Source organism: Salinimonas sediminis (genome assembly GCF_003429285.1).
Taxonomy (GTDB): Bacteria; Pseudomonadota; Gammaproteobacteria; order Enterobacterales; family Alteromonadaceae; genus Alteromonas; species Alteromonas indica.
On sequence record NZ_CP031769.1, the window covers coordinates 2,995,535 to 3,016,374 of the forward strand.

Below are 20,840 nucleotides of genomic sequence, written 5' to 3' on the forward strand. Positions count from 1 at the left end.
ATTTAAAAAAATATGGCAACTATTTTTTATCTGCTTGTTCACTTATTGTACTGCAGCTATAAACACACCCGCCGTCACCAACAAAAAAGGCCTCTAAACAGAGGCCTTTTTTACTTTGCTATCCAATTATTCGGATGCTGCTTTTTTATCAGTGTTGGCGTAAATAAGAATAGGTTTTGATTCACCACGGATTACCGTTTCATCAATCACTACTTTCTTCACTTCATTTACTGACGGTAGGTCATACATCGTATCAAGCAAAATTGCTTCAACGATAGATCGTAAGCCCCGTGCACCTGTTTTTCTATGCATTGCCTTTTTGGCAATAGCATGCAGCGCATCTTCACGGAATTCCAGCTCTACATCTTCAATCGCAAACAAGGCTGAATACTGTTTAGTAATCGCGTTTTTAGGTTCACGAAGAATTTGTATCAGTGCTTCTTCATCAAGCTCTTCTAAACTGGTTACCACAGGTAACCGTCCAATAAACTCAGGAATCAGACCGTATTTAACTAAGTCTTCAGGCTCAACCTGTTTAAATAATTCACTGACATGCTGCAGGCTTTCCTTCGATTTGACCTTCGCGCCAAAGCCAATACCACTGCCGGTTTGCGCGCGCTGCTCGATAACCTTATCCAAGCCAGCAAATGCGCCGCCACATATAAACAGAATTTTTGATGTATCGACCTGCAAAAATTCTTGCTGTGGATGCTTGCGTCCCCCTTGGGGAGGTACAGAAGCAACAGTGCCTTCAATCAGTTTTAACAACGCTTGCTGCACGCCTTCGCCGGACACGTCACGGGTAATTGAAGGGTTATCCGACTTACGCGAAATTTTATCAATTTCGTCAATGTAGACAATGCCACGCTGGGCCTTTTCCACATCGTAATCGCATTTTTGCAACAGCTTTTGAATAATGTTCTCGACGTCTTCACCCACATAGCCCGCTTCAGTAAGCGTAGTGGCGTCTGCCATGGTAAAGGGCACATCAAGCAATCTGGCTAATGTTTCAGCCAACAGTGTTTTACCACTGCCCGTAGGACCGATAAGCAGAATGTTACTTTTACCTAGTTCCACCCCTTCGTGAACATCACCATGGCGAAGGCGCTTATAGTGGTTATATACCGCTACCGACAACACTTTCTTGGCATGCTCCTGCCCGATTACATAATCATTAAGATGTTCATGTATTTCGTGGGGCTTAGGTAATGCGTCCTGCTTTTGCTTGGGTGCAATTTCCTTAATCTCTTCGCGAATAATGTCGTTGCATAATTCGACACACTCGTCACAGATAAAAACGGACGGCCCAGCAATTAACTTTCTCACTTCATGCTGGCTTTTGCCACAGAAGGAGCAATACAGTAGTTTGTTGTCGCCGTCTGAGTTCTGTTTATCACTCATTACGTAATGCCTCTGCCTTAGCCGGACCCAAATTCAACACAGGATGTCCGGTCTGTCTATAACTATACTACTTAGTAGCGGCTGCGTCAGATCGATTTGTTAAAACCTGATCTATCAGACCGTACTCTTTGGCTTCGGTTGCACTTAGGAAGTTATCACGATCGGTATCATGAGCAACTTTTTCATAATCCTGGCCAGTGTGCTGCGCCATTAATCTGTTCAGCTTTTCTTTTATTGACAGAATTTCCTTGGCATGGATTTCAAAATCCGAGGCCTGGCCCTGAAAACCGCCAAGCGGTTGGTGAATCATCACCCGGGAATTAGGCAGACAGTACCGCTTACCTTTGGTACCACCTGATAATAAAAATGCGCCCATACTGGCAGCCTGACCCACACATACAGTGCTTACATCCGGCTTTATAAAGTTCATGGTGTCGTAAATCGCCATGCCCGCAGTGACCGAACCACCCGGCGAATTGATATACAGGTAAATGTCTTTTTCCGGATTTTCTGCTTCCAGAAAGAGCATTTGTGCCACAATCAGGTTCGCCATATGATCTTCAACCTGACCAACCAGAAAAATGACGTTTTCTTTTAATAAACGAGAGTAAATGTCGTAGGAACGTTCGCCCTTGGCGGTCTGTTCGACAACCATAGGCACGAGTGCATTTTGCGGTTCTAATGGGTTAATCATATCTACCTTGATTTGTTAGCGTTAAAAACAAAAATGCTCGGAAGGCTCCGAGCATTTAAGCAGTTGCTGACAGGCTAAGTCAAACAAGCGATAAAAAATTACGCCTGTTTGTTCATAACCTCATCAAAAGCTTTGGTTACTTCCTGGGTTTTTGCTTTTTCAAGCACCCATTCAATCGCCTGCTCTTCCAATGCAACATTCTTCATTTGCTGCATCAGTTCTTCGTTGTTCTGATAATACTCGATCACTTCTTGTGGATCTTCGTAAGCAGACGCAGAAGTTTCAATTAATGCATTTACTTTATCTTCATCAGCTTTTAGTTCGTTAACCTTGATGATTTCACCAAGCAACAAGCCAATAGAAACCCGACGTTTTGCATTATCTGTGAACAGTTCAGCTGGCAGTTCTGGCATGTTTTGACCGCCGCCCTGTTGACTGAAACGTTGTTTAGCCTGTTCACGTAGTGCTTCGATTTCCTGATCAATCAGTGCTTGTGGCACATCAAGTTCATTTTTCTCCAGCAATTTCGCAATAACATCTTCTTTTACTTTTGCTTTAAGCGTTTGGTCTAGCTCACGCTGCATGTTTTTACGCACTTCGTCTTTAAGCGCGTCAATGCCGCCTTCTTCAATACCAAACAGTTTAGCAAATTCTTCGTTAACTTCTGGTAATTCCTGACCTTCCACTTTTTTCACGTGAACGTCAAATACCGCGTCTTTACCTTTCAGGGCTTCAGCGTGGTAATCTTCCGGGAAAGCAACTTCTACCGTTACATCGTCACCGGCTTTAGCACCTACCAGTGGCTCTTCAAAGCCTGGAATCATCCGGCCTTTGCCAAGCTCAAGCGAAAAGTCTTCCGCTTTGCCGCCGTCAAACTCTTCACCGTCAATTTTACCAACAAAATCGATAACTACACGATCCTGGTCTTGCGCGGCGCGGTCAACTTCCTGCCAGCTAGCGTGTTGCTTTTGCAGCGTCTCCATCATGTTATCGAGGTCAGCATCGGTAATTTCAACCTTTGGCTGTTCAACTTCGATCTCATCAACGCCCTCCACTTCCACTTCTGGGTAAACTTCAAAAGATGCAACGAATTCCAAATCCTGGCCGTGCTCGTCTTTGGTCAGTTCAAATTTAGGCATGCCAGCAGGCGTAATTTTTTCTTGTACAATTGCCTGATAGAAGTTTTGCTGCATAACATCGCCAGCAACTTCCTGACGTACAGCTTGACCATAGCGCTTTTGAATAACACTAACTGGTACCTTACCTGGACGAAAGCCATTGATACGCTGAGTTTTCGCTAATTGCTGAAGACGTGACTTTACAGCAGAATCAATAGAATCTGCAGGAACTGTAATAGTAAGACGGCGTTCTAAACCCTGGGTCGTCTCGACTGAAACTTGCATTATGTTACCTCAACTTGACGTCTGGTGACGTGTTGTTTTCATGCCCGCGTCCTGCAAACCCCAGCAAACTTTTGACCGGGAAATGAAGGTCGTTGACTCACGATTATGTAAACCGCTGATTAAACACATTGGTTAAAAAAAGACGCGGTAGTATACAGTCACAGAATTTAAGAGTCGAGAGGCAAACAGGAACAAATGCGCATTATTGAAGACATTGTCAACAAATTTGCAACAAAAATAGAAATTATGGGGGATAAATCGAGATAATGATTGATGCAAAGATGGTCGGTGAGACAGGATTTGAACCTGCGACCCCTTGGACCCAAACCAAGTGCGCTACCAAACTGCGCCACTCACCGACAATGCATACTGATATAACAAGATATGGTGCGGAAGGAGAGACTTGAACTCTCACGCCGTGAAGCACTGGAACCTAAATCCAGCGTGTCTACCAATTCCACCACTTCCGCAAAAAAGTGGGGTGGACGATGGGACTTGAACCCACGACAACCGGAATCACAATCCGGGGCTCTACCAACTGAGCTACGCCCACCATAGATGATGCTTTTTACTACGCGAAAATGACGCTGCAAGTTTATCATTAATTAACTCACTATGTCAGTGAAAAAATTAACTTTTCTTGCGTCACTACCTGACCCGCAAATATTGGCGCGCCCGGCAGGATTCGAACCTGCGACCCACGGCTTAGAAGGCCGTTGCTCTATCCAACTGAGCTACGGGCGCCCGGCGAATCTTCGCTAGCAAAAGTGGTCGGTGAGACAGGATTTGAACCTGCGACCCCTTGGACCCAAACCAAGTGCGCTACCAAACTGCGCCACTCACCGAACCTGTGTAACAACGCGTTTTATTTCCTCGTCGTTACGGGAAGCGCATATTACTGACTTGCCCCTACCTCGTCAAACACTTTTTCAAAGAAAAATACCAACTGCTTACAAAGCAAACGGTGACGCTGGATATTTCAGCATTATGTTGACTTTTTAACCCTTTTGTCCTGAATTCTTTCGTTTTCTTCAAAAACTATGCGTTATCACCAGGCAGGAAAAGCAGCTATAGCATTCTTAGTAAATAAAAAATTAGCTTTATTAGTAAAAAAGGCCCTGAAACCTTTCCACCAACGCGTGTTTTTTAACCTCACCTGATGTTTTTGCCCGATAGGTGTAATCTTATTAGGTAAACCACGCTGCCATCGGATACATAAATACATGACAACACACTGAGTTATATGAATCGCTGGCAGGGGCACCGGCTTTTGTGGAACAATAAAGGCGTCCTATATTTTCATCAAACAAGAGTCCCGTTATTTATGACCGCGCATCTTATTGATGGCAAGTTAATTGCCAAACAAGTCCGTCAGCATGTTGCTGCTTATGTTGAATCGTTGCAGGCCTCCAACAAGCGTGCCCCGGGGCTTGCTGTTGTTCTGGTAGGTAGCGATGCCGCTTCACAGGTGTATGTAGCTAATAAGCGCAAAGCCTGCGAAGAGGTAGGTTTTGTATCGCGTTCATACGATTTACCTGCTGACACCGAGCAGGCCGAATTAATGTCATTGATTGACGAATTAAACAATGATGCCGAAATTGACGGCATACTGGTGCAACTACCGCTACCAGCCGGTCTGGATGCTGAAGCCGTATTAGAGCGTATTCACCCGCATAAAGATGTAGACGGCTTTCACCCCTATAATATAGGGCGATTAGCCCAACGTATCCCGGCGCTTCGGCCGTGTACACCAAAAGGTATCATGACCATGATCGAGTCAACCAAAAGACCGGTTAAAGGGTTAGATGCCGTTATTGTAGGCGCTTCAAATATCGTAGGGCGACCGATGTCGCTAGAATTACTGTTGGCAGGCTGCACAGTCACCACCTGTCATAAATTCACCAAAGATTTGCGCGCTCATGTCAGCCGAGCCGATTTGCTTGTGGTAGCGGTAGGTAAGTCTAACTTTATACCCGGCGACTGGGTTAAACCAAACGCTATCGTGATTGATGTGGGTATTAACCGTATGGCTGATGGCTCGCTGGTGGGCGACGTAGACTTTGCCGGTGCTAAGCAGCGGGCGGGCTGGATTACTCCGGTGCCCGGCGGGGTTGGTCCCATGACGGTGGCCAGCCTGATTGAAAACACGCTGGAAGCTTATGTGAAATACCACTCATGAAGCGGCCAGTTCTTGGCGGCGCGGCGCAGCCAGCAGAAGAAACGATTATAAAGGCCACCCGCCAGTGGATAGATGAGGTGGTAATTGGCCACAATTTTTGCCCTTTTGCGCGCTTCGTGCGCCATCCTGAGACTATCCGTTATACCGTGGATACGCAGAGCAAAGCCGAAGATATTATGCTAACGCTTCACCGTGAATGTCAGCTGCTTGACGAGCAGAGGGACATTGCCACCACCTTGCTTATGCTGCCGGCGTTAACCCGCTTTGACCGCTACCTGGACATCTTAGAGCTGGCGCAGGTTATGCTGGAACAATGGCATTATACGGGAGTCTATCAGTTGGCCAGCTTTCATCCTCACTATGTATTCGATGGCGAACCCGCTGAGGCTGCCTCCCATTATACTAATCGCTCGCCCTACCCGGTGTTACATTTGTTGCGTGAAGCTGATATCACCCGGGTAATGCAAGACCACCCCGACCCTGACGCGATTTACCAACACAATATGGCGGAAACCGCCAAGCTTGGCTGTGCTCATTTCGAGCAACTCCTGGATAAGTGTAAACAGCCCTAGCCACAGGGCATTCCAGCCTCCAAGCCCGGTTTACTGCGCTAGCAGAGCCGGGCGATCTACCAGGTAGGCACGTCCCTGATAGCCCGATACCACAAAGATCCAGTCAGACAGCCACGCGCCCGGCTGGTCTGTATCAAACCAGATTCGATATTGTCCAAGTTCGTCCACTTCGCTGATGTGCGCAAAAACCTGCGTGTTGTCTGTCAGGGTAAAGGTTACCGTACCCGCCTGAGTTAATGCATCAAAGCGCGTCCGGTTGTATGGCTCTACGGCCAGGTAGCGAAACGCTGTAAGCTCTGCTACCGTTTGACCTACTACGCCAGGATAAACCAACTGATCACGGCGTATGGGCGGCTGGTTGCCTGCACTGGTATCAATTTGCCAACTGCCTTCCCCCGCAGAAACCCGCGCTAATACGAGCGGGGCTGCCGCATTACGCATTAATTCAACTTGCTGTAAGCCATCTGCAGCAAACGGCAGTACTTTTTCAGTTAACCAATCGGCTGATGCCGCCGGTGGACGCAACACCTGGTCAATCAACAAGCTGGCCTGATTACCTGGCAGCCTGACAAAAGTCCCGCGCTGACTTTTTGCTATATTACCCACCAGTGCTTGCCAGCTTTGGTTGCCCTGCGTCACCGTAACCAGAGTAGATTGCGCATTTTCTTCGGCCAGGTTCTCCACCCCCAGTTTGGGATAATTTTTTGCCTTACTGGTTTTACGCTCAATAATATTGGCTTGAGCCAGTTTACTGATCAACGTAGATAATGCTTTGGTATCCACCGGGAAGCCTTGCTCCGCAGCCAAATGGCGGGCCAGCCATTTGCCGCTTTTGCGGTCAGCTTTAAAGACAATACCTTCGCTGTTTTCAATGGTAACGCCATCTACCTGATCGGCCGAGGAAGCCAGTTCAGCAAACAGAATTACCGGCCCGGTTTGCACCACTTCGGCGTTATCGTGGCTTAACAACCAGGCTGCGCCCCCCGCTACGGCCACCAACACCGTCAGCAGAACTATCCTAACATTCATCATTTATTCCTTTGTGTACGCTTTACCCGGCCGTAACCGTAATGCCAGCGCCAGTAAATAAAGCATTAATACCAGCACTAACGGCGCAGCAGCGATATTAACAAACTTCAACCAGTTGCCGAGCTGATCAATGTCACGGTCAAGCTCATAACGTACATCTCTAAGTTCACGGCGAATTTTTAAACGCTTTTCTACATAGCGGTCAATAGTCCGCTGTTGTTCATCTGTAATAACAATCGTGCCGCCCTGGCCCTGGTGGTTTTTGAGCTGGGCCAGTTGCTCTTCTGTGCTAGCCAACTCATCCTGAAGCTGTAGTTCATGCTCACGAAAACGCTTTTGCGCTTTGTTTTGTAGCGTAGCGACCCGGGTGAATGGCCGGGCAGACTGACCCCGACTGCGGATACTGATCAGGGCATTACTGCCCGACAGGTTTTCGACGATATTAGTGATAAAGTCGCCATTGTTAGCAAAGGGGGTGTGCAGGGTCTCACCAAAAAACTGGCTTTGTTGCACCCAGAAACGGTCAGCCAGCATATCGGCATCCGCCACCACCAATACATTTAAATTGTCTGTGGTGGCCTTAAAGGTGGCAGGATCAGCGCCTGCGATTGCCTGTCCAAAAGCAGAAATAGTCGTGCCGGTAATATGGCCGGCAATAGTATATTGTAGCGGTGTGCCGGTTAGCCCCCGTTTCAGGGCGGTGGTACCTGCCTGCGCGATGTAATCCTGCGCATCATACAGGTAGCCTTGCGCCGAGGATTGAATGAGTGGGGTAATATCCAGGGTAGAGGAAGGCAGCAAAGCCAGCGTACCTGTCGAGGCCAGATTAATCGTGTCCAGGTTGGCGGTAATCACGTCTGAACGGCTAAGCTGCTGGGTACTTAAACCCAAAATACCAGGATGCTTTATCACCTCCCCTTTTGGGCCACGTATATCCAAGCCCATTGCACCATCCAGTAAGATAGTATCGGCCGCTATGTCAATGCCCCAGTCGCGTAACAAGCTGGTGTCAGAGCCATTGGGTTGCTGACTTCCCATCATAGCCAGCATATCGGATTCATAATGCGGATCAACAAATGCCACCACCCGGCCCTGCTTCATGGCGAACTGATCTATGGCATATTTAAGCGCCTCACTCATTTGTTTGGGGTGGGCCAACATCACCACATCGGTGCCCTCTGGTAAGCGGTCGGCATCACTGGGAACCCGGCGTACGTCAAACAATTGGGTCAGTTGTTCGTAAAACACCATTGGCGGGTCGAAGCGCGCAGTCATCGGATTTTGTCCCCCCGCCACCGGCAGGTCCGAGATCAGGGCCACCACAGGCTGACGTGCATCACTCAACTGATGCAGAACCTTACTGATATCGTATTCCAAAAACTGTTCTTTCTGCGGGTCAAAAAAACCGATGGTAAGCTGGTCATCAAGCATATTGGTCGCCGCCAGGCCAAAATAAACCACCTCGTCGTTGTTGCCCAGGGTGGCCCCGGTCAGACCAAACTGTGTGGCTTTGTCTTCGGCTTCTGAAAACGGCTCAGGATCAATAACCTTCAGACGTATGCTGCCGCCAGAGGCTTTTTCGTATTCGCGCAACAGGCTTTCAACCCGTTCAGCATAATTACGCAGGGCCGTCATGCCTTTGGTTGCTTCCTGTGAAAAGAAAAAGTACAACGTGACGGGCTCATCCATTCCGTCAATTACCTGTTGGCTACCGGATGACAGCGTAAATATTTTCGATTCCGTAAGATCCAGTCTGACACTATCAAATACTTCGTTGTTTACAATTACCAGCCCGATATAAAGCAGGGCCAGCATCAATAGCGTGTATAAGGCTGTAAGTTTGCGCATAACCTCAGGCCGCCTTTTTCTGTTCAACAATAATTTGGCAGGCATACAGCCATAAACCAATCACCAACATAAAGTAGATAAAATCGTTCAGCGCCAGTACACCTTTCGCCATGGCAGAAAAACGTTCTAAAAAACTAAATGAGGCAATAGTATCTACCGTGGCATTTCCCGCCCACTGGGTAAACGCATCCAATACAATGTCAGACCCCGATACCACAAACAGAAAACACACCACTATTGCCAACACAAACGCAATGACCTGATTCTTAGTTAGTGCAGACATACATAAACTGATCGCCAGGAATGCCCCCGCCATCAGCCAGCTACCAATATAGGCTGCTAATACAATGCCGTTATCTGGGTGGCCAAGATAATTTACCGTCAGCCATATGGGGAAGGTTAGCGCCAGCGCCAGTAACAATACCAGCCAGGCGGCAAAGAACTTACCCAGCACCGTTTGGGTTACGGTTACCGGCAGGGTCATGAGTAGCTCGATGGTGCCTGAGCGGCGCTCCTCGGCCCAGCCGCGCATGGCGATAGCCGGGACCAAAAACAAATACAGCCAGGGGTGAAAGTTAAAAAAGGGTTGTAAATCGGCTTGTCCACGTTCGTACAGCTCACCCATAAAGAAAGTAAATATACCGCTTAACATTAAAAATATAGCAATAAATACGTAGGCTATGGGGGTAGCAAAAAATGCCGCGAATTCACGGCGGGTAATCAAAAATACCGCGTTCATTTATGACTCCCATGAGACGTTATATGTACAAACACATCGTCAAGACGACCCTCGTCAACGTGGAGTCTGTCGATAGGCAGCCGATAGTGATGCACATGTTCGGTAATTGGGCCCAATATATATTTTCCCTGTTCAGGGAACAACGTAACCTCGCCGGTCTCTTTATCTACCTGCATATCTTTAACCCCAGGAATTTCCAGCAACCCGGTAATGTCGGCGGCATAGCTAAGCTTTAACGTCACCGCCTGATAATAGCGTGACTGCTGTTGGAGTTGTAACGGAGTACCGTCAAACTGCATGGCGCCATCAGCTATAATAATGACCCGATTACATACCGCGCTAACCTCTTCAAGAATATGCGTGGAGATAATCACAATTTTATCTTTCGACAGGTTTTTTATCAGCTTACGAACATGTTGCTTTTGATTCGGGTCCAGCCCATCAGTAGGTTCATCCAGAATCAGAATCTGGGGATTGTGGATAATCGCCTGGGCTAATCCAACCCTGCGGCGAAATCCTTTAGACAAGGTATCGATGGTTTTGTCGAGCACATCATATAATTCAACCTGCTCGATAACCTCTTTCAGTCGCTCGCGTTTTTCGCGTTTGTTCAAACCGCGTATGTCGGCAATAAAATTGAGAAACTGAAACGTCGTCATTTCGGCATAGGCCGGAGCGCCCTCTGGTAAGTACCCTATATCACGTTGTAACACCGTAGCATTTTTGCTCATGCGCCGACCATTCACCCGAACATGACCAGAGGTCGGGGTAAGAAAGCCGGTCAGCATTTTCATGGTGGTCGATTTCCCCGCGCCATTGGGCCCGAGAAAACCCACAATATCGCCGGGTTTAACTTCAAACGATAAATCATCCACGGCGGTGAAATCGCCGAAGGATTTACAGAGGTTCTTAACTGAGATCATGGTTTTCCTGCTACCATCGCGTATAGGTTATAGCGGTTTTCGGTCGATATGCTAACCGTTATCCTTTGCTAAAGCGTCACTTAAATAGGGACTTAGCGAAAAATATCAACTGTAACATTGATAAGCGCGCACGCCTATCGGCAAGCAGTAAGGGTATAAGCAGGTTGTGGCAAAAGTATGGCGATATTGAGAAGAATCGGCAGGATGAAAAAAATCAGGCCGTATTGTGCGGCCTGACAAAATAAGGTTGGGCTCAGACGCGCCAGCCAGCCCAGGGAAACTGACTGCCTTACCGTCTAAGGACACGTAAACTACCTGACATTTGTGAGATTATTATTACAATAGCAGGCCTTTTTACAGCTTAGTGATATTACCTATGCCCTCGTCAGCATTTTCGATTAAGCCAATTGGTCACATTATTACCCCGTTCAGACAAAAATTTGCGATTCCAAGGCAACCCAATCTGGCGCAGGCACAAGGCGAAATACATTTTACTGAGGGATTAGATGAAACGGCGTTCAAAGGAATTGACGGCTTTAGCCATCTTTGGTTGTTATTTGTATTCCATGAAACCTTATCGCGGGGCTGGAAGCCCTTGGTAAAAGCTCCACGGCTGGGCGGTAATGCTACCCTGGGGGTGCTAGCCAGTCGCAGTACGCACCGGCCCAATGGTATTGGCATGTCAGTGGTGGCCAACAAAGGGCTGACATTACACCAGCGCAAACCGGTATTGCGGGTGGCAGGGGTGGATTTACTCTGTGATACCCCGATTATTGATATTAAACCTTATATCCCTTATGCCGACTGTGTGCCGCAGGCGCAGGACAGCCTCGATAAGTACCATCCAATTCCCCATCGGGAGGTTGTTTTCAGCGCACTGGCGGCGCAGCAGCTTAGCCAGGCCAGCCCGGCTTACCCTGCCGACTTTGCTACGTTGACCCAGTCTATTTTAGCGCAAGATCCAAGACCCGCGTATCGCCACGCACTGGAAGATGACCCCAAAGTTTATAAAGTGCGCCTGTACGATGCGGATGTAAGCTGGCAGGTGCAGCGTGGTATCGTGCAAATCTCCAACATTAGCCGGTGGGCCGAATAACTGCTGACATTTTACTTTTTTGACCATTTTTATACTGCTAAACTACGCCCGATTTTATTTTCCCAAAGGATGAGACGCTCGTAATGCGCACAAGCCAATATTTACTTTCCACTCAGAAAGAAACCCCAGCTGACGCCGAAGTTATCAGCCATCAGCTAATGCTGCGTGCTGGTATGATTAGAAAACTGGCCTCAGGCCTGTACACCTGGTTGCCGTCAGGGCTTCGGGTACTCAATAAAGTGGCCAGCATTGTGCGCGAGGAAATGGATAAAGCGGGCGCCATAGAGATGTTGATGCCGGTAGTGCAACCCGCTGACTTATGGGAAGAGTCTGGCCGCTGGGAAGAATACGGTCCGGAGCTACTGCGTATCAAAGACCGCCATCAGCGAGATTTTGTGCTGGGCCCCACCCACGAAGAAGTGATTACAGCGCTGGTACGTAATGAAATTAACAGCTACAAGCAGCTGCCTTTAAACCTGTACCAGATTCAAACCAAATTTCGTGATGAAGTCCGCCCGCGCTTTGGGATTATGCGAGGCCGCGAATTTACCATGAAAGATGCCTACAGCTTTCATTTAGACGACGCGTGTCTGGACCAGACTTACCAAAAAATGTATCAGGCTTACTGCAATATTTTCAGCCGGTTAGGGCTGGATTTCCGGGCAGTTATTGCAGACTCTGGGGCCATTGGGGGTAGCGTATCTCACGAGTTCCATGTATTAGCCGCATCGGGTGAAGACGCTATCGCATTTTCCAATAGCTCGGATTACGCCGCCAACGTAGAGATGGCACCTGCCCCAAAACCTGAATCCCAGCAGTCTAACGGCGAAGCCGCGCAGCAAGTTGAAAAACCAGCCGCCCAAAGTATGGATGATTTCTATCAAAGTCAGGGCGCAGATGCCGCGCGTGCACTGAGTGTGACAGTGGTTAAGGCTGCTGGCGATGACGACGCGCCTGACCAGTGGGTGGCTTTGGTGCTGCGGGCTGATCACCAGCTGAACGCAATAAAAGCCGAAAAACACCCTCAGGTCGCCGTTCCGCTGGTTATTGCCAGCGAAGAAAAAGCGACCCAGGTTCTGGGCTGTAGTCCATTGTTTGCCGACGCCAGGCAGTTACCTGTCCCGACGATTATCGACCACAGCGCAGCCGTGCTGGTCGACTTTATCGTCGGTGCAAACCAGAGCAACCTGCTGAACGTGAATGCCAATTGGCTGCAAGCCGCCGAGTCAGTCGATATCCGTAATGTAACAGCCGGCGATAGTGCGCCTGACGGTAACGGCAATATCGAAATCAAACGTGGCATTGAAGTCGGGCATATATTTCAGCTGGGTGACAAATACTCCAAAGCAATGAACTGTGGTGTATTGAGCGAGTCGGGTAAGCACCAAACGCTGACAATGGGATGCTATGGGATTGGCGTATCGCGAATTGTCGCCGCCGCGATCGAGCAAAACCACGATAAGTTTGGCATTACCTGGCCGGATCCTATTGCGCCGTTTAAACTGGCCCTGATTCCCATGAATATGCATAAGTCACAGCGCATCAAAGATACCGCAGAAGCCTTGTATGAAAAGCTGACAGCTATGGGTGTAGAAGTATTATTTGACGATCGTAAAGAGCGCCCAGGTGTGATGTTTAATGACATGGAATTGATTGGCATACCTCATAGCATTGTCATCGGCGAGAGAAATCTGGACAATCAACAGGTTGAATATAAACATCGCCGGACAGGCGAAAAACAGTTATTGGCTATTGATGCGGTCAGCGACTTCATCAGCGCGCTGTAATAAGTACTGTTTTAGGCTGTCAATTTAGCTAGCAGGAGGAAACATGCAGCTAACCTTTTTCGGTGTACGCGGATCGATCCCGACGCCGGGAAAAGATTTTGTGCGCTATGGTGGGAATACGGCTTGCGTACATGTTGCCTTGAACGACGGTACTGACATCATATTTGATGCCGGTACCGGGATTCGTCCATTAGGCAATGTGTTGATTAAAAAAACCACGCCGATACACTTGTTGCTTACGCATAATCATTGGGATCATATCCAGGGATTTCCTTTTTTCGCGCCGATTTATCAAAAAGACCGCGAAATTAATATCACTCCCGGACTGACCACCCTGCCCGAGCACGACCAGATCATTAGGCAAATGCAGGGCTCGGTCTTTCCGGTTCCTTCCAGTGCCCTGCTATCGAATATTCAGATAAAACCGGTACCGGAGCATATTGATAACTGGAACATCGGCAATGCTACTGTGACACGGCTGCCTATGAATCATCCTGGTAAAGGCAGCGCTTATGCACTTTGTGCAGATGGTGCTAAAGTGGTTTATATGACGGATAACGAACTTTATCCGCCGTACCGTAAAGAAACCGACTTTTTGTCGTTCGTCGACTTTGCCCGCAATGCCGACTTAATCATTCATGATGCGCAATATATGCTATCAGATATGCCGGCGAAATCGGGTTGGGGTCATTCGGTAGCAGAAGAAGCGGTGAAACTCGCAATGGCGTGTAATGCCAAACGACTGGCCCTATACAGCCATGACCCTGAGCGAACGGATGATGATATTGATGCAGTGGTGCTACATTGTCAGCGTTTTATTGAAGCGGCAGAATCACCGCTGGATATGATGGCGGCATCTGAAGGGTTAACCATCAACTTTTAAATTGTGGGAGCACCACCTTGTTAAAACACGTTGTTTGGACCGCCACTACACTCTGTTTGCTGGCCCCCTGCGTAACGGCAGCGCCATTTACAGCGTCATCAGCCTGGCAGGCTGATGCTATTCGCCCTTCTGCTGTAGCGCGCCCTGCCCCTCCGCCTGCTGAGCAAAATGAACCATCGGCGCAAGACCCGCGTGCGCAACAAGCTGAAAACCTGAAACAGGCTCCCAGCATTCTTAGTTCACGCTTTAAAGCTGACCGGCAGGCATTAAATAACTTATTTGTTATTTCACAGCACCATCCTAATTTTGTGCTGCCGGTTACCTATGTTACCAATCCCAATTCGGTGGGTAACGAGGACCTGACAGCCGACAATGTTGATAATACCGAGGCGAAATTTCAATTAAGTGTCAAACTGCCGCTGTACTTGCAAAATGATACCACTGATGGCGTGTACTTTGGCTTTACGCTTACCTCCTTTTGGCAGCTGTATAATTCCCAGGTTTCCAAACCCTTTCGAGAAACCAACTACGAGCCCGAAATTTTCTACATGAAAGAAGCGGACATCAGTGTACTGGGCTACGACTTTAATGCGTTTCAGGTTGGCTTTAATCACATGTCTAACGGCCAGTCGGGTTTGCGTTCGCGTAGTTGGAACCGCTTATATGCCAGCGTGTTGTTCTCTGATTACGATGATATTTACTATTTTAAAACCTGGTACCGTATTCCCGAAGATGAAAAGATCAACGAGGACGATCCTACCGGCGATGATAATCCCAATATCCAGGATTATTATGGGCGGGTGGAAATTGGCTATGGAACCCGTATTGGGAAAGTGAAGTTACTTGCCCGCTTGCGTAATAATGTTAATTTTAGCACTAACCGCGGTAGCATAGAGATGAACCTGACCTATCCACTTTCAGATCGCTACGAATTATTACTCCAGTACTTCAATGGCTATGGCGACTCACTGATAGACTACGACCGGTCTCAGGAACGCATCGGAATTGGTTTTCAGCTGATGTTTTTGTAACTATCGGGGGCCAGAACACCCGCGGCGTGAAACAGTTGCAGATGCACCGTCACCAAAGCATCAATATCGCGCTGATAGCCGCCACCGATCACACAAGCTACTGGTAAACCGCGGCGCTGACACCATTGAATGACCATCTCGTCCCGGGCGCGAATGCCCGCTGTGCTGATATCCAGCAAACCTAAATCGTCGTTAACATGAATATCGACGCCAGCATCATACAGCACTGCGTCTGCGCTGAAGTGACGTGCCACTACATGAAGCGCAGTATCCAACGTATCCAGATATTCTGCATCAGTGCAGTGTTTGGGCAAACCTAAATCAATATCAGATTGCTGCTTTTGGTGCGGAAAGTTTTTTTCCCCATGCAGCGATACAGTGTAAATACTGCTATCGTCCTGAGCCAGGTGGGCCGTGCCGTCGCCTTGATGCACATCGCAATCAATAATGAGCACATTGTCAATACCGGGCCGTTGCTGCAGGGTTTTGGCGGCCAGGTATAAGTCGTTAAATAAGCAAAAGCCGGAACCAACATCAGCAAAGGCATGGTGATATCCGCCGGTCAGGTTAAGTGCTATACCATGCTCAAGCGCGTTAGCTGCAGTCAGGCACGTCCCACCAATAGCAGTCAGGGAGCGGGTTATAAGCTGGGCAGACCAGGGAAAACCAATACGCCGCATTGCTTTGGTATCCAGCTGCCCATTGACCAGCGCATTGACATAAGCTGGCTGGTAAACTGCACAAAGGGCTTCGACGGTAACCGGAGTGGGACGAACAAAAGCAGTATCAGGCACCCCGGCTTGGCACAATGCATCATAAATACCCTGATATTTTTCAATTGGAAAACGGTGGCGTACCGGTAAAGACAGTTGACTATACACAGGGTGAAAAGTAAGCGGGATCATAAGTCAGGGCTGTCCGGCAAAAACAAAGTACAAACGCCAACGCTGCCAGAAAGCGACTAGCGGGTCAAGCAAGCCACCACTTTCTCAACATTTTCTGCCATGCTGCCCAGCGCCCCTGAAATATCGTCACGTTGCGATAATCTATGATAACGCTCGGCTGAACCTACCACGTGCCGTATTACTTTTTCCACATCCTGTAGTACCCGTTCCTGCTCGTCAGCAGCAGAATTTAGCGCGTCTACTACACTCGCTGTTTGCTGAATATTCACCACCACCTGATTAAGCGTTTGCAGCGCGACCGAGGCTGATTCGGCATTACTCTCAGACAGTGTTTTGCCTTTATTCATTGCTGCTACTGCGCTTCCCGCCTGGGTTTCAAAAGCCGTAAGAATATCGTTTATCTCGCGGGTAGACTGCTGGGTTTTGGCGGCCAGCGCCCTGACTTCATCAGCCACCACCGCAAAACCGCGCCCATGTTCCCCCGCCCTGGCCGCTTCAATAGCTGCGTTTAGCGCCAGTAAATTTGTTTGGTCGGCAATTTCATTGATGACATTGACGACTTTAAGAATATTCGCACTTCGGCTTTGCAGATCATTTACTGTGACAGCAGTAGCACTGACCGTCGCCGCCAGCTGGTGAAACCCATCATTAGCAGTTTCAAAGGTGGCGTAACAGCTGGCAACCTGGGTTTGTGAGCGATGAGTAGCAGTGGCCACCTGTTGGGTTATCGCCACCAGACTTTCGACAATCTGGTTCAACTTATCGGTACTGTTTGCCAGTGACTGGCTGGACGAACGCTGCTCCACAGCGCCGCTTTGTATTTCCCCACTAACCTCACCTAACGTACTTACCGCCAAAGCCATCTGACTCTCAGCTTGCTGTAACATGGATACCGACTGGTTAAGTTTGGTTTGCAAGGCCCGGGCAGAGTCGGCCAGTATTCCTAATTCGTGCTTGCTGCGATAGTTCAACGTATAGCGGTAATCGCTGTTGGCCAGCGCTGCCAGACATTGCGCAATATGTTTTACCGGCTGGATAACCTGAGCCCGCAAACGCTGCACCACATAAAACACGCAGCTTAACGAGAGCAACACCGCCCCGGCGAGAATAAGCCACAACATGCGTGCGGTGTTGGTGCGCAGTGCGTTAAAGGCAGTTAGCGATTGTCGGGCAATTTCCTCTTCTACCCGCCCCAGTAACTGCGCAGGTTCGCGGTCGATCCCCCGTACAAAATTATCGCCTGCGGCGGGGTCAAAACCCGCGGCGATAAACGCCTGGTAGCCCTGGCGGTACGCGGTGGCCATACGTTGATGCGCTGCCGTGAACTTTTTTATATCTGCGCGAGCCTGCTCACTAATGTGAGTATTATCCAGAATGTGGGCAAACAACTGAGTAATATCAGCTTCACGCTGGACAAACCGCTGCCAGTATTTTTCCCGGTCCTGGGCATTCTGGCCTCGCAGCAAGACATTTTTCCATTCCTGTACCTGGGTCTTAAACATTACCTGTGCCTGGTTCACATCGCGCTCAGCCTGAACCAGGGTTTTCTCCAGATTATCAAAATGGCGTAGCAGTGAAAAAGATTGGTAGATGGACGATGCGTTCAGCGCAACTAACACAATCAGCGCGATAAGCACGGGGGTTATAACCAGACGGCTAATACTGGTATAATTCACGGCACAGGCTCCCTATCACCTTGAAAAAGATGACATTAAACGTGTGCATTGTGTCAGTTGGATGACACCCTGGGGGCTAAGTCAGTACATGGTTATAAATATACATACCTTGAGATTAGCCCCTTGAAAAGCACCTGCATTTTGGTTACCCGTCAGGCATCAGGTTTCATCATAATGGCTTTTATCCAGCATAAACCCTTCCAGCACCAGCTTACCTTTAGCCTGGCCGGACTCTAAAATACCATGTGCTTTCAATAGGTTTTCAGCAGTGATCTTGCCTAAGTGCTCGCCAACGGTAGTCCGCAGAGTTTGGTTATCAATTAATTCCGCTACCCGGTTTAAAATGCGATGCTGTTCTTGCATATCATCTGTATTGAACATTGAGCGCGTGTACATGAATTCCCAGTGCAGCGAAATGCTTTTTCGTTTTAACAGACTGACATCAAGCGGGCCAGGATCGTCAATCAGGCCATAACGTCCTTGCGCCTTCAAGGCATTTATACAGGCTTCAAAATGCACATCACTGTGAGTCAGGCTGGCAACATAATCGATATCTTTTATCCCTATACGAGCTAACTCTTCGTCCAACGGATGATTATGATCAATGACTTTATCTGCGCCAAGGCTCAGCGCCCAGTCTCGCGTTTCGGGGCGCGAGGCTGTGGCAATAACCGTTAACGAGGTTAATTGCTTAGCCAGTTGAATCATGATTGAGCCTACCCCGCCTGCCGCGCCGACTATCAAAATGGTTTGGCCGGTCGCCTCAGTGGTGGTGGGAACCTGTAACCGACTGAACAGTAATTCCCACGCTGTCAGCGAGGTAAGCGGCAAAGCCGCTGCTTCGGCGCTGCTTATCGAGGTTGGCGCAAGGCCCACGATGCGTTCATCAACCAGTTGAAACTGGGCATTGCTGCCGGCTCGGGTGATATCACCTGCGTAAAATACCTTATCGCCCACCTTGAACAAACTACACTGTGACCCGGTTTCCACCACCGTACCAACAGCATCCCAGCCGAGAACTTTAAAGCCGCTGGCGTCCGGCTCGGCGGTACGCCTAATTTTGGTATCTACCGGATTTACCGATATGGCTTCAATCGCCACAAGAATATCCCGCCCGGCCGGCACGGGCCGCGCCATATTGATGCTGGTGAGCGCCCCTTCAGTAGGCGTTTCACTGGTTTGTTTGTAGCCAAATGCAAGCATAAAAGGATCCTGTACAAAAAACGGTAAAGCTGAGGTTACCAGAAAGCTGCTCGTCTGTAATACCCATGTTAGTTAAGCTTCATATCAATATGCCAGGGCGCTTCACGCCAGCTCTGCCAGCTAGCATCGCGAGCGGGCCACGCTATATGCATTTTGGCTAAATTATGAAGAATCATAAGGATGCGACTAATAGCCTATCGCTTTTTACGGCCGTATAGCGTTTAATTGTTATTTGAGCGCAGCAGAGGTTGGCGCCAATACGTTTACGCAAAAACAGAAATACAGAGATAAGTATTAACAATGGGCATACTGCGACAATTGTCAGGTCAGCTGTTTAACGTAAGCGTATGCAGTATTATAGGGTGTGGCACAGTAGCAGCGCAAAGTACGCCATCCGAATTTGCCGAGTTGAGTTTTCAGGCTTTATTAGACACGGAAATTGATGAGGGTCTCTCTGGTAAGCCCTCGATGCGGCGCTGGAGTGTAGCAGTTCAGTTCAAAGCAGTGGAGTTTGACGGCTACCGGCAAAACGAAACAGACTTACCGCTCAAAACGGTACTGTATACGGGCGGAGATACGCCGCGTACAAACCGTAACTTTCCGATTGTACCCACTGTTATTAACCAGTACGCGCAAATTGTGCAGTTAGGCTATCAGTACGCCGACAATGTGAAGCTAGCCTTGCAACTGCCGCTGATCAAACAAACCACTGACCATATCAGTACGGTACCAGGTTATAATGAATTTGAAATAGCGTCGCAGGGGATGGGAGATATGGTGATCACCGCCGGTTATATGCTTAATGACTCGGCCTCTGCCCGTGTTTGGCTAAACGCTGGGGTGAGTTTGCCCACCGGCTCAATTGATGAAGCCGGCGATACCCCCCGAGCACCAGGCGATCAACAACTTCCTTATACTATGCAGCTTGGGTCGGGCACATACGACTTTCCGCTGGAGCTCAGTTATCAGACCAAAGGCCAACATAGTATAGCCCTGGCCCTTTCGGCAATGCTGCGTACTGGCGCCAATGATCGGCATTATCGGTTGGGAAATAACTATGAATTGAGCGCTAAATACAGTTATCGGGCCAGCCCCCGGATTACCGTGTTTGGCGGCGCCGAGCTTAGCCATGCTGATGCCATTCACGGCCAGGACAATGATATCGTGTTAGATGCGCCCTTCCCTTACCCGGCCAGTATTACTAACCCAGCCTTATACGGCGGGCAAAAAATCACTGTAATGGCAGGCTTAACCTACAAAGCACTGGACTGGCTCAATATATCCCTGGATGGGGGTAAGCCGTTATATCAGAATCTCAATGGTCCGCAGCCTAAAGAAGTATGGCGCACCAGCCTGCAGCTTTCGGCTTCTTTTTAAGCCTGCTGATGCGCGCCTTATTCGTTTTCGCAGTGGCCAGTGTTTGCTTGTTCCAAACGGCGGAAGCGAGTTTACCGAAGGTCGATAAATTAAA

At 48.7% G+C, this 20,840-nt stretch carries 17 protein-coding genes and 5 tRNA genes; 7 read left to right on the plus strand and 15 right to left on the minus strand.

What is annotated here, in order from left to right; genetic code table 11:
• Positions 1-126 precede the first annotated feature (126 nt).
• The 8 genes from clpX to D0Y50_RS13330 form a co-directional block, all read right to left on the minus strand.
• Positions 127-1,401, minus strand: coding sequence for an ATP-dependent protease ATP-binding subunit ClpX (gene clpX, locus D0Y50_RS13295; RefSeq protein WP_108566018.1), 1,275 nt, complete (start codon positions 1,399-1,401; stop codon positions 127-129).
• Between the two features lie 67 nt (positions 1,402-1,468).
• Positions 1,469-2,095 (minus strand): ATP-dependent Clp endopeptidase proteolytic subunit ClpP, encoded by a 627-nt coding sequence (gene clpP, locus D0Y50_RS13300; RefSeq protein WP_108566017.1) that lies wholly within the window; start codon positions 2,093-2,095, stop codon positions 1,469-1,471.
• Between the two features lie 98 nt (positions 2,096-2,193).
• Positions 2,194-3,498, minus strand: a complete 1,305-nt coding sequence (gene tig / locus D0Y50_RS13305; protein WP_117317362.1) for a trigger factor — start codon at positions 3,496-3,498, stop codon at positions 2,194-2,196.
• 282 nt (positions 3,499-3,780) lie between these two features.
• Positions 3,781-3,857: transfer RNA gene (locus D0Y50_RS13310), tRNA-Pro, on the minus strand.
• A gap of 26 nt (positions 3,858-3,883) precedes the next feature.
• Positions 3,884-3,968: transfer RNA gene (locus D0Y50_RS13315), tRNA-Leu, on the minus strand.
• A 7-nt stretch (positions 3,969-3,975) separates the two neighbouring features.
• A tRNA-His gene (locus tag D0Y50_RS13320) sits at positions 3,976-4,051 on the minus strand.
• 114 nt (positions 4,052-4,165) lie between these two features.
• Positions 4,166-4,242 (minus strand) — tRNA-Arg (locus tag D0Y50_RS13325).
• 24 nt (positions 4,243-4,266) lie between these two features.
• A tRNA-Pro gene (locus D0Y50_RS13330) sits at positions 4,267-4,343 on the minus strand.
• Between the two features lie 479 nt (positions 4,344-4,822).
• On the opposite strand from D0Y50_RS13330, the gene folD reads away from it, so the two are divergent.
• Both folD and D0Y50_RS13340 read left to right on the plus strand, forming a co-directional pair.
• The gene (folD, locus tag D0Y50_RS13335; RefSeq protein WP_108566015.1) at positions 4,823-5,677 is read left to right on the plus strand and encodes a bifunctional methylenetetrahydrofolate dehydrogenase/methenyltetrahydrofolate cyclohydrolase FolD; all 855 of its coding nucleotides are present in this window, start codon (positions 4,823-4,825) and stop codon (positions 5,675-5,677) included.
• Positions 5,674-6,249: a DUF1415 domain-containing protein gene (locus D0Y50_RS13340; protein ID WP_108566014.1), complete on the plus strand. Its 576-nt coding sequence runs from the start codon at positions 5,674-5,676 to the stop codon at positions 6,247-6,249. Before folD ends, D0Y50_RS13340 begins: the two co-directional genes overlap by 4 nt.
• A 30-nt stretch (positions 6,250-6,279) precedes the next feature.
• Here D0Y50_RS13340 and D0Y50_RS13345 read toward each other — a convergent pair whose 3' ends face one another.
• Genes D0Y50_RS13345 through D0Y50_RS13360 form a run of 4 tightly spaced genes read right to left on the minus strand, consistent with a single transcriptional unit; the run spans position 6,280 to position 10,788 of the window.
• Complete coding sequence (locus tag D0Y50_RS13345) at positions 6,280-7,281, minus strand: DUF4340 domain-containing protein (RefSeq protein WP_117317364.1); 1,002 nt, start codon at positions 7,279-7,281, stop codon at positions 6,280-6,282.
• A complete protein-coding gene (locus tag D0Y50_RS13350) occupies positions 7,282-9,126 on the minus strand; it encodes a Gldg family protein (RefSeq protein ID WP_108566012.1) in 1,845 nt (614 codons plus the stop codon). It abuts the gene before it with no gap.
• 4 nt (positions 9,127-9,130) lie between these two features.
• A complete protein-coding gene (locus D0Y50_RS13355) occupies positions 9,131-9,865 on the minus strand; it encodes an ABC transporter permease subunit (protein WP_108566011.1) in 735 nt (244 codons plus the stop codon).
• Positions 9,862-10,788, minus strand: coding sequence for an ABC transporter ATP-binding protein (locus D0Y50_RS13360; RefSeq protein ID WP_108566010.1), 927 nt, complete (start codon positions 10,786-10,788; stop codon positions 9,862-9,864). The genes D0Y50_RS13355 and D0Y50_RS13360 overlap by 4 nt, the downstream gene beginning before the upstream one ends.
• Positions 10,789-11,164: 376 nt before the next feature.
• On the opposite strand from D0Y50_RS13360, the gene tsaA reads away from it, so the two are divergent.
• The 4 genes from tsaA (at position 11,165) to D0Y50_RS13380 (ending at position 15,585) form a co-directional block, all read left to right on the plus strand.
• Positions 11,165-11,884, plus strand: a complete 720-nt coding sequence (gene tsaA, locus D0Y50_RS13365) for a tRNA (N6-threonylcarbamoyladenosine(37)-N6)-methyltransferase TrmO (protein WP_108566009.1) — start codon at positions 11,165-11,167, stop codon at positions 11,882-11,884.
• 83 nt (positions 11,885-11,967) lie between these two features.
• Entirely contained in the window at positions 11,968-13,671 is a 1,704-nt protein-coding gene (locus tag D0Y50_RS13370; RefSeq protein ID WP_117317366.1) for a proline--tRNA ligase, read from the plus strand.
• 43 nt (positions 13,672-13,714) lie between these two features.
• The gene (locus D0Y50_RS13375) at positions 13,715-14,554 is read left to right on the plus strand and encodes an MBL fold metallo-hydrolase (RefSeq protein ID WP_108566007.1); all 840 of its coding nucleotides are present in this window, start codon (positions 13,715-13,717) and stop codon (positions 14,552-14,554) included.
• Between the two features lie 17 nt (positions 14,555-14,571).
• Positions 14,572-15,585 carry a phospholipase A gene (locus D0Y50_RS13380; RefSeq protein WP_232366260.1) on the plus strand — a complete coding sequence of 338 codons (1,014 nt, stop codon included), beginning with the start codon at positions 14,572-14,574 and terminating at the stop codon, positions 15,583-15,585.
• Here D0Y50_RS13380 and D0Y50_RS13385 read toward each other — a convergent pair.
• The 3 genes from D0Y50_RS13385 to D0Y50_RS13395 form a co-directional block, all read right to left on the minus strand.
• The gene (locus D0Y50_RS13385) at positions 15,567-16,490 is read right to left on the minus strand and encodes a histone deacetylase family protein (protein ID WP_117317368.1); all 924 of its coding nucleotides are present in this window, start codon (positions 16,488-16,490) and stop codon (positions 15,567-15,569) included. The genes D0Y50_RS13380 and D0Y50_RS13385 overlap by 19 nt on opposite strands.
• Before the next feature lie 56 nt (positions 16,491-16,546).
• Complete coding sequence (locus tag D0Y50_RS13390) at positions 16,547-18,166, minus strand: methyl-accepting chemotaxis protein (protein ID WP_117317370.1); 1,620 nt, start codon at positions 18,164-18,166, stop codon at positions 16,547-16,549.
• A 159-nt stretch (positions 18,167-18,325) separates the two neighbouring features.
• Positions 18,326-19,369 carry a zinc-binding alcohol dehydrogenase family protein gene (locus D0Y50_RS13395; protein ID WP_117317372.1) on the minus strand — a complete coding sequence of 348 codons (1,044 nt, stop codon included), beginning with the start codon at positions 19,367-19,369 and terminating at the stop codon, positions 18,326-18,328.
• A 300-nt stretch (positions 19,370-19,669) separates the two neighbouring features.
• Here D0Y50_RS13395 and D0Y50_RS13400 point away from each other — a divergent pair, with 300 nt between their 5' ends.
• Complete coding sequence (locus D0Y50_RS13400) at positions 19,670-20,746, plus strand: transporter (RefSeq protein ID WP_232366261.1); 1,077 nt, start codon at positions 19,670-19,672, stop codon at positions 20,744-20,746.
• Positions 20,747-20,840: the final 94 nt, after the last annotated feature.

Coding starts and splice junctions, on each gene's coding strand:
- clpX (WP_108566018.1), bottom strand. CDS start 1,401: ATGAGTGATAAACAGAACTCAGACGGCGACAACAAACTACTGTATTGC.
- clpP (WP_108566017.1), bottom strand. CDS start 2,095: ATGATTAACCCATTAGAACCGCAAAATGCACTCGTGCCTATGGTTGTC.
- tig (WP_117317362.1), bottom strand. CDS start 3,498: ATGCAAGTTTCAGTCGAGACGACCCAGGGTTTAGAACGCCGTCTTACT.
- folD (WP_108566015.1), top strand. CDS start 4,823: ATGACCGCGCATCTTATTGATGGCAAGTTAATTGCCAAACAAGTCCGT.
- D0Y50_RS13340 (WP_108566014.1), top strand. CDS start 5,674: ATGAAGCGGCCAGTTCTTGGCGGCGCGGCGCAGCCAGCAGAAGAAACG.
- D0Y50_RS13345 (WP_117317364.1), bottom strand. CDS start 7,281: ATGATGAATGTTAGGATAGTTCTGCTGACGGTGTTGGTGGCCGTAGCG.
- D0Y50_RS13350 (WP_108566012.1), bottom strand. CDS start 9,126: ATGCGCAAACTTACAGCCTTATACACGCTATTGATGCTGGCCCTGCTT.
- D0Y50_RS13355 (WP_108566011.1), bottom strand. CDS start 9,865: ATGAACGCGGTATTTTTGATTACCCGCCGTGAATTCGCGGCATTTTTT.
- D0Y50_RS13360 (WP_108566010.1), bottom strand. CDS start 10,788: ATGATCTCAGTTAAGAACCTCTGTAAATCCTTCGGCGATTTCACCGCC.
- tsaA (WP_108566009.1), top strand. CDS start 11,165: ATGCCCTCGTCAGCATTTTCGATTAAGCCAATTGGTCACATTATTACC.
- D0Y50_RS13370 (WP_117317366.1), top strand. CDS start 11,968: ATGCGCACAAGCCAATATTTACTTTCCACTCAGAAAGAAACCCCAGCT.
- D0Y50_RS13375 (WP_108566007.1), top strand. CDS start 13,715: ATGCAGCTAACCTTTTTCGGTGTACGCGGATCGATCCCGACGCCGGGA.
- D0Y50_RS13385 (WP_117317368.1), bottom strand. CDS start 16,490: ATGATCCCGCTTACTTTTCACCCTGTGTATAGTCAACTGTCTTTACCG.
- D0Y50_RS13395 (WP_117317372.1), bottom strand. CDS start 19,369: ATGCTTGCATTTGGCTACAAACAAACCAGTGAAACGCCTACTGAAGGG.
- D0Y50_RS13400 (WP_232366261.1), top strand. CDS start 19,670: ATGGGCATACTGCGACAATTGTCAGGTCAGCTGTTTAACGTAAGCGTA.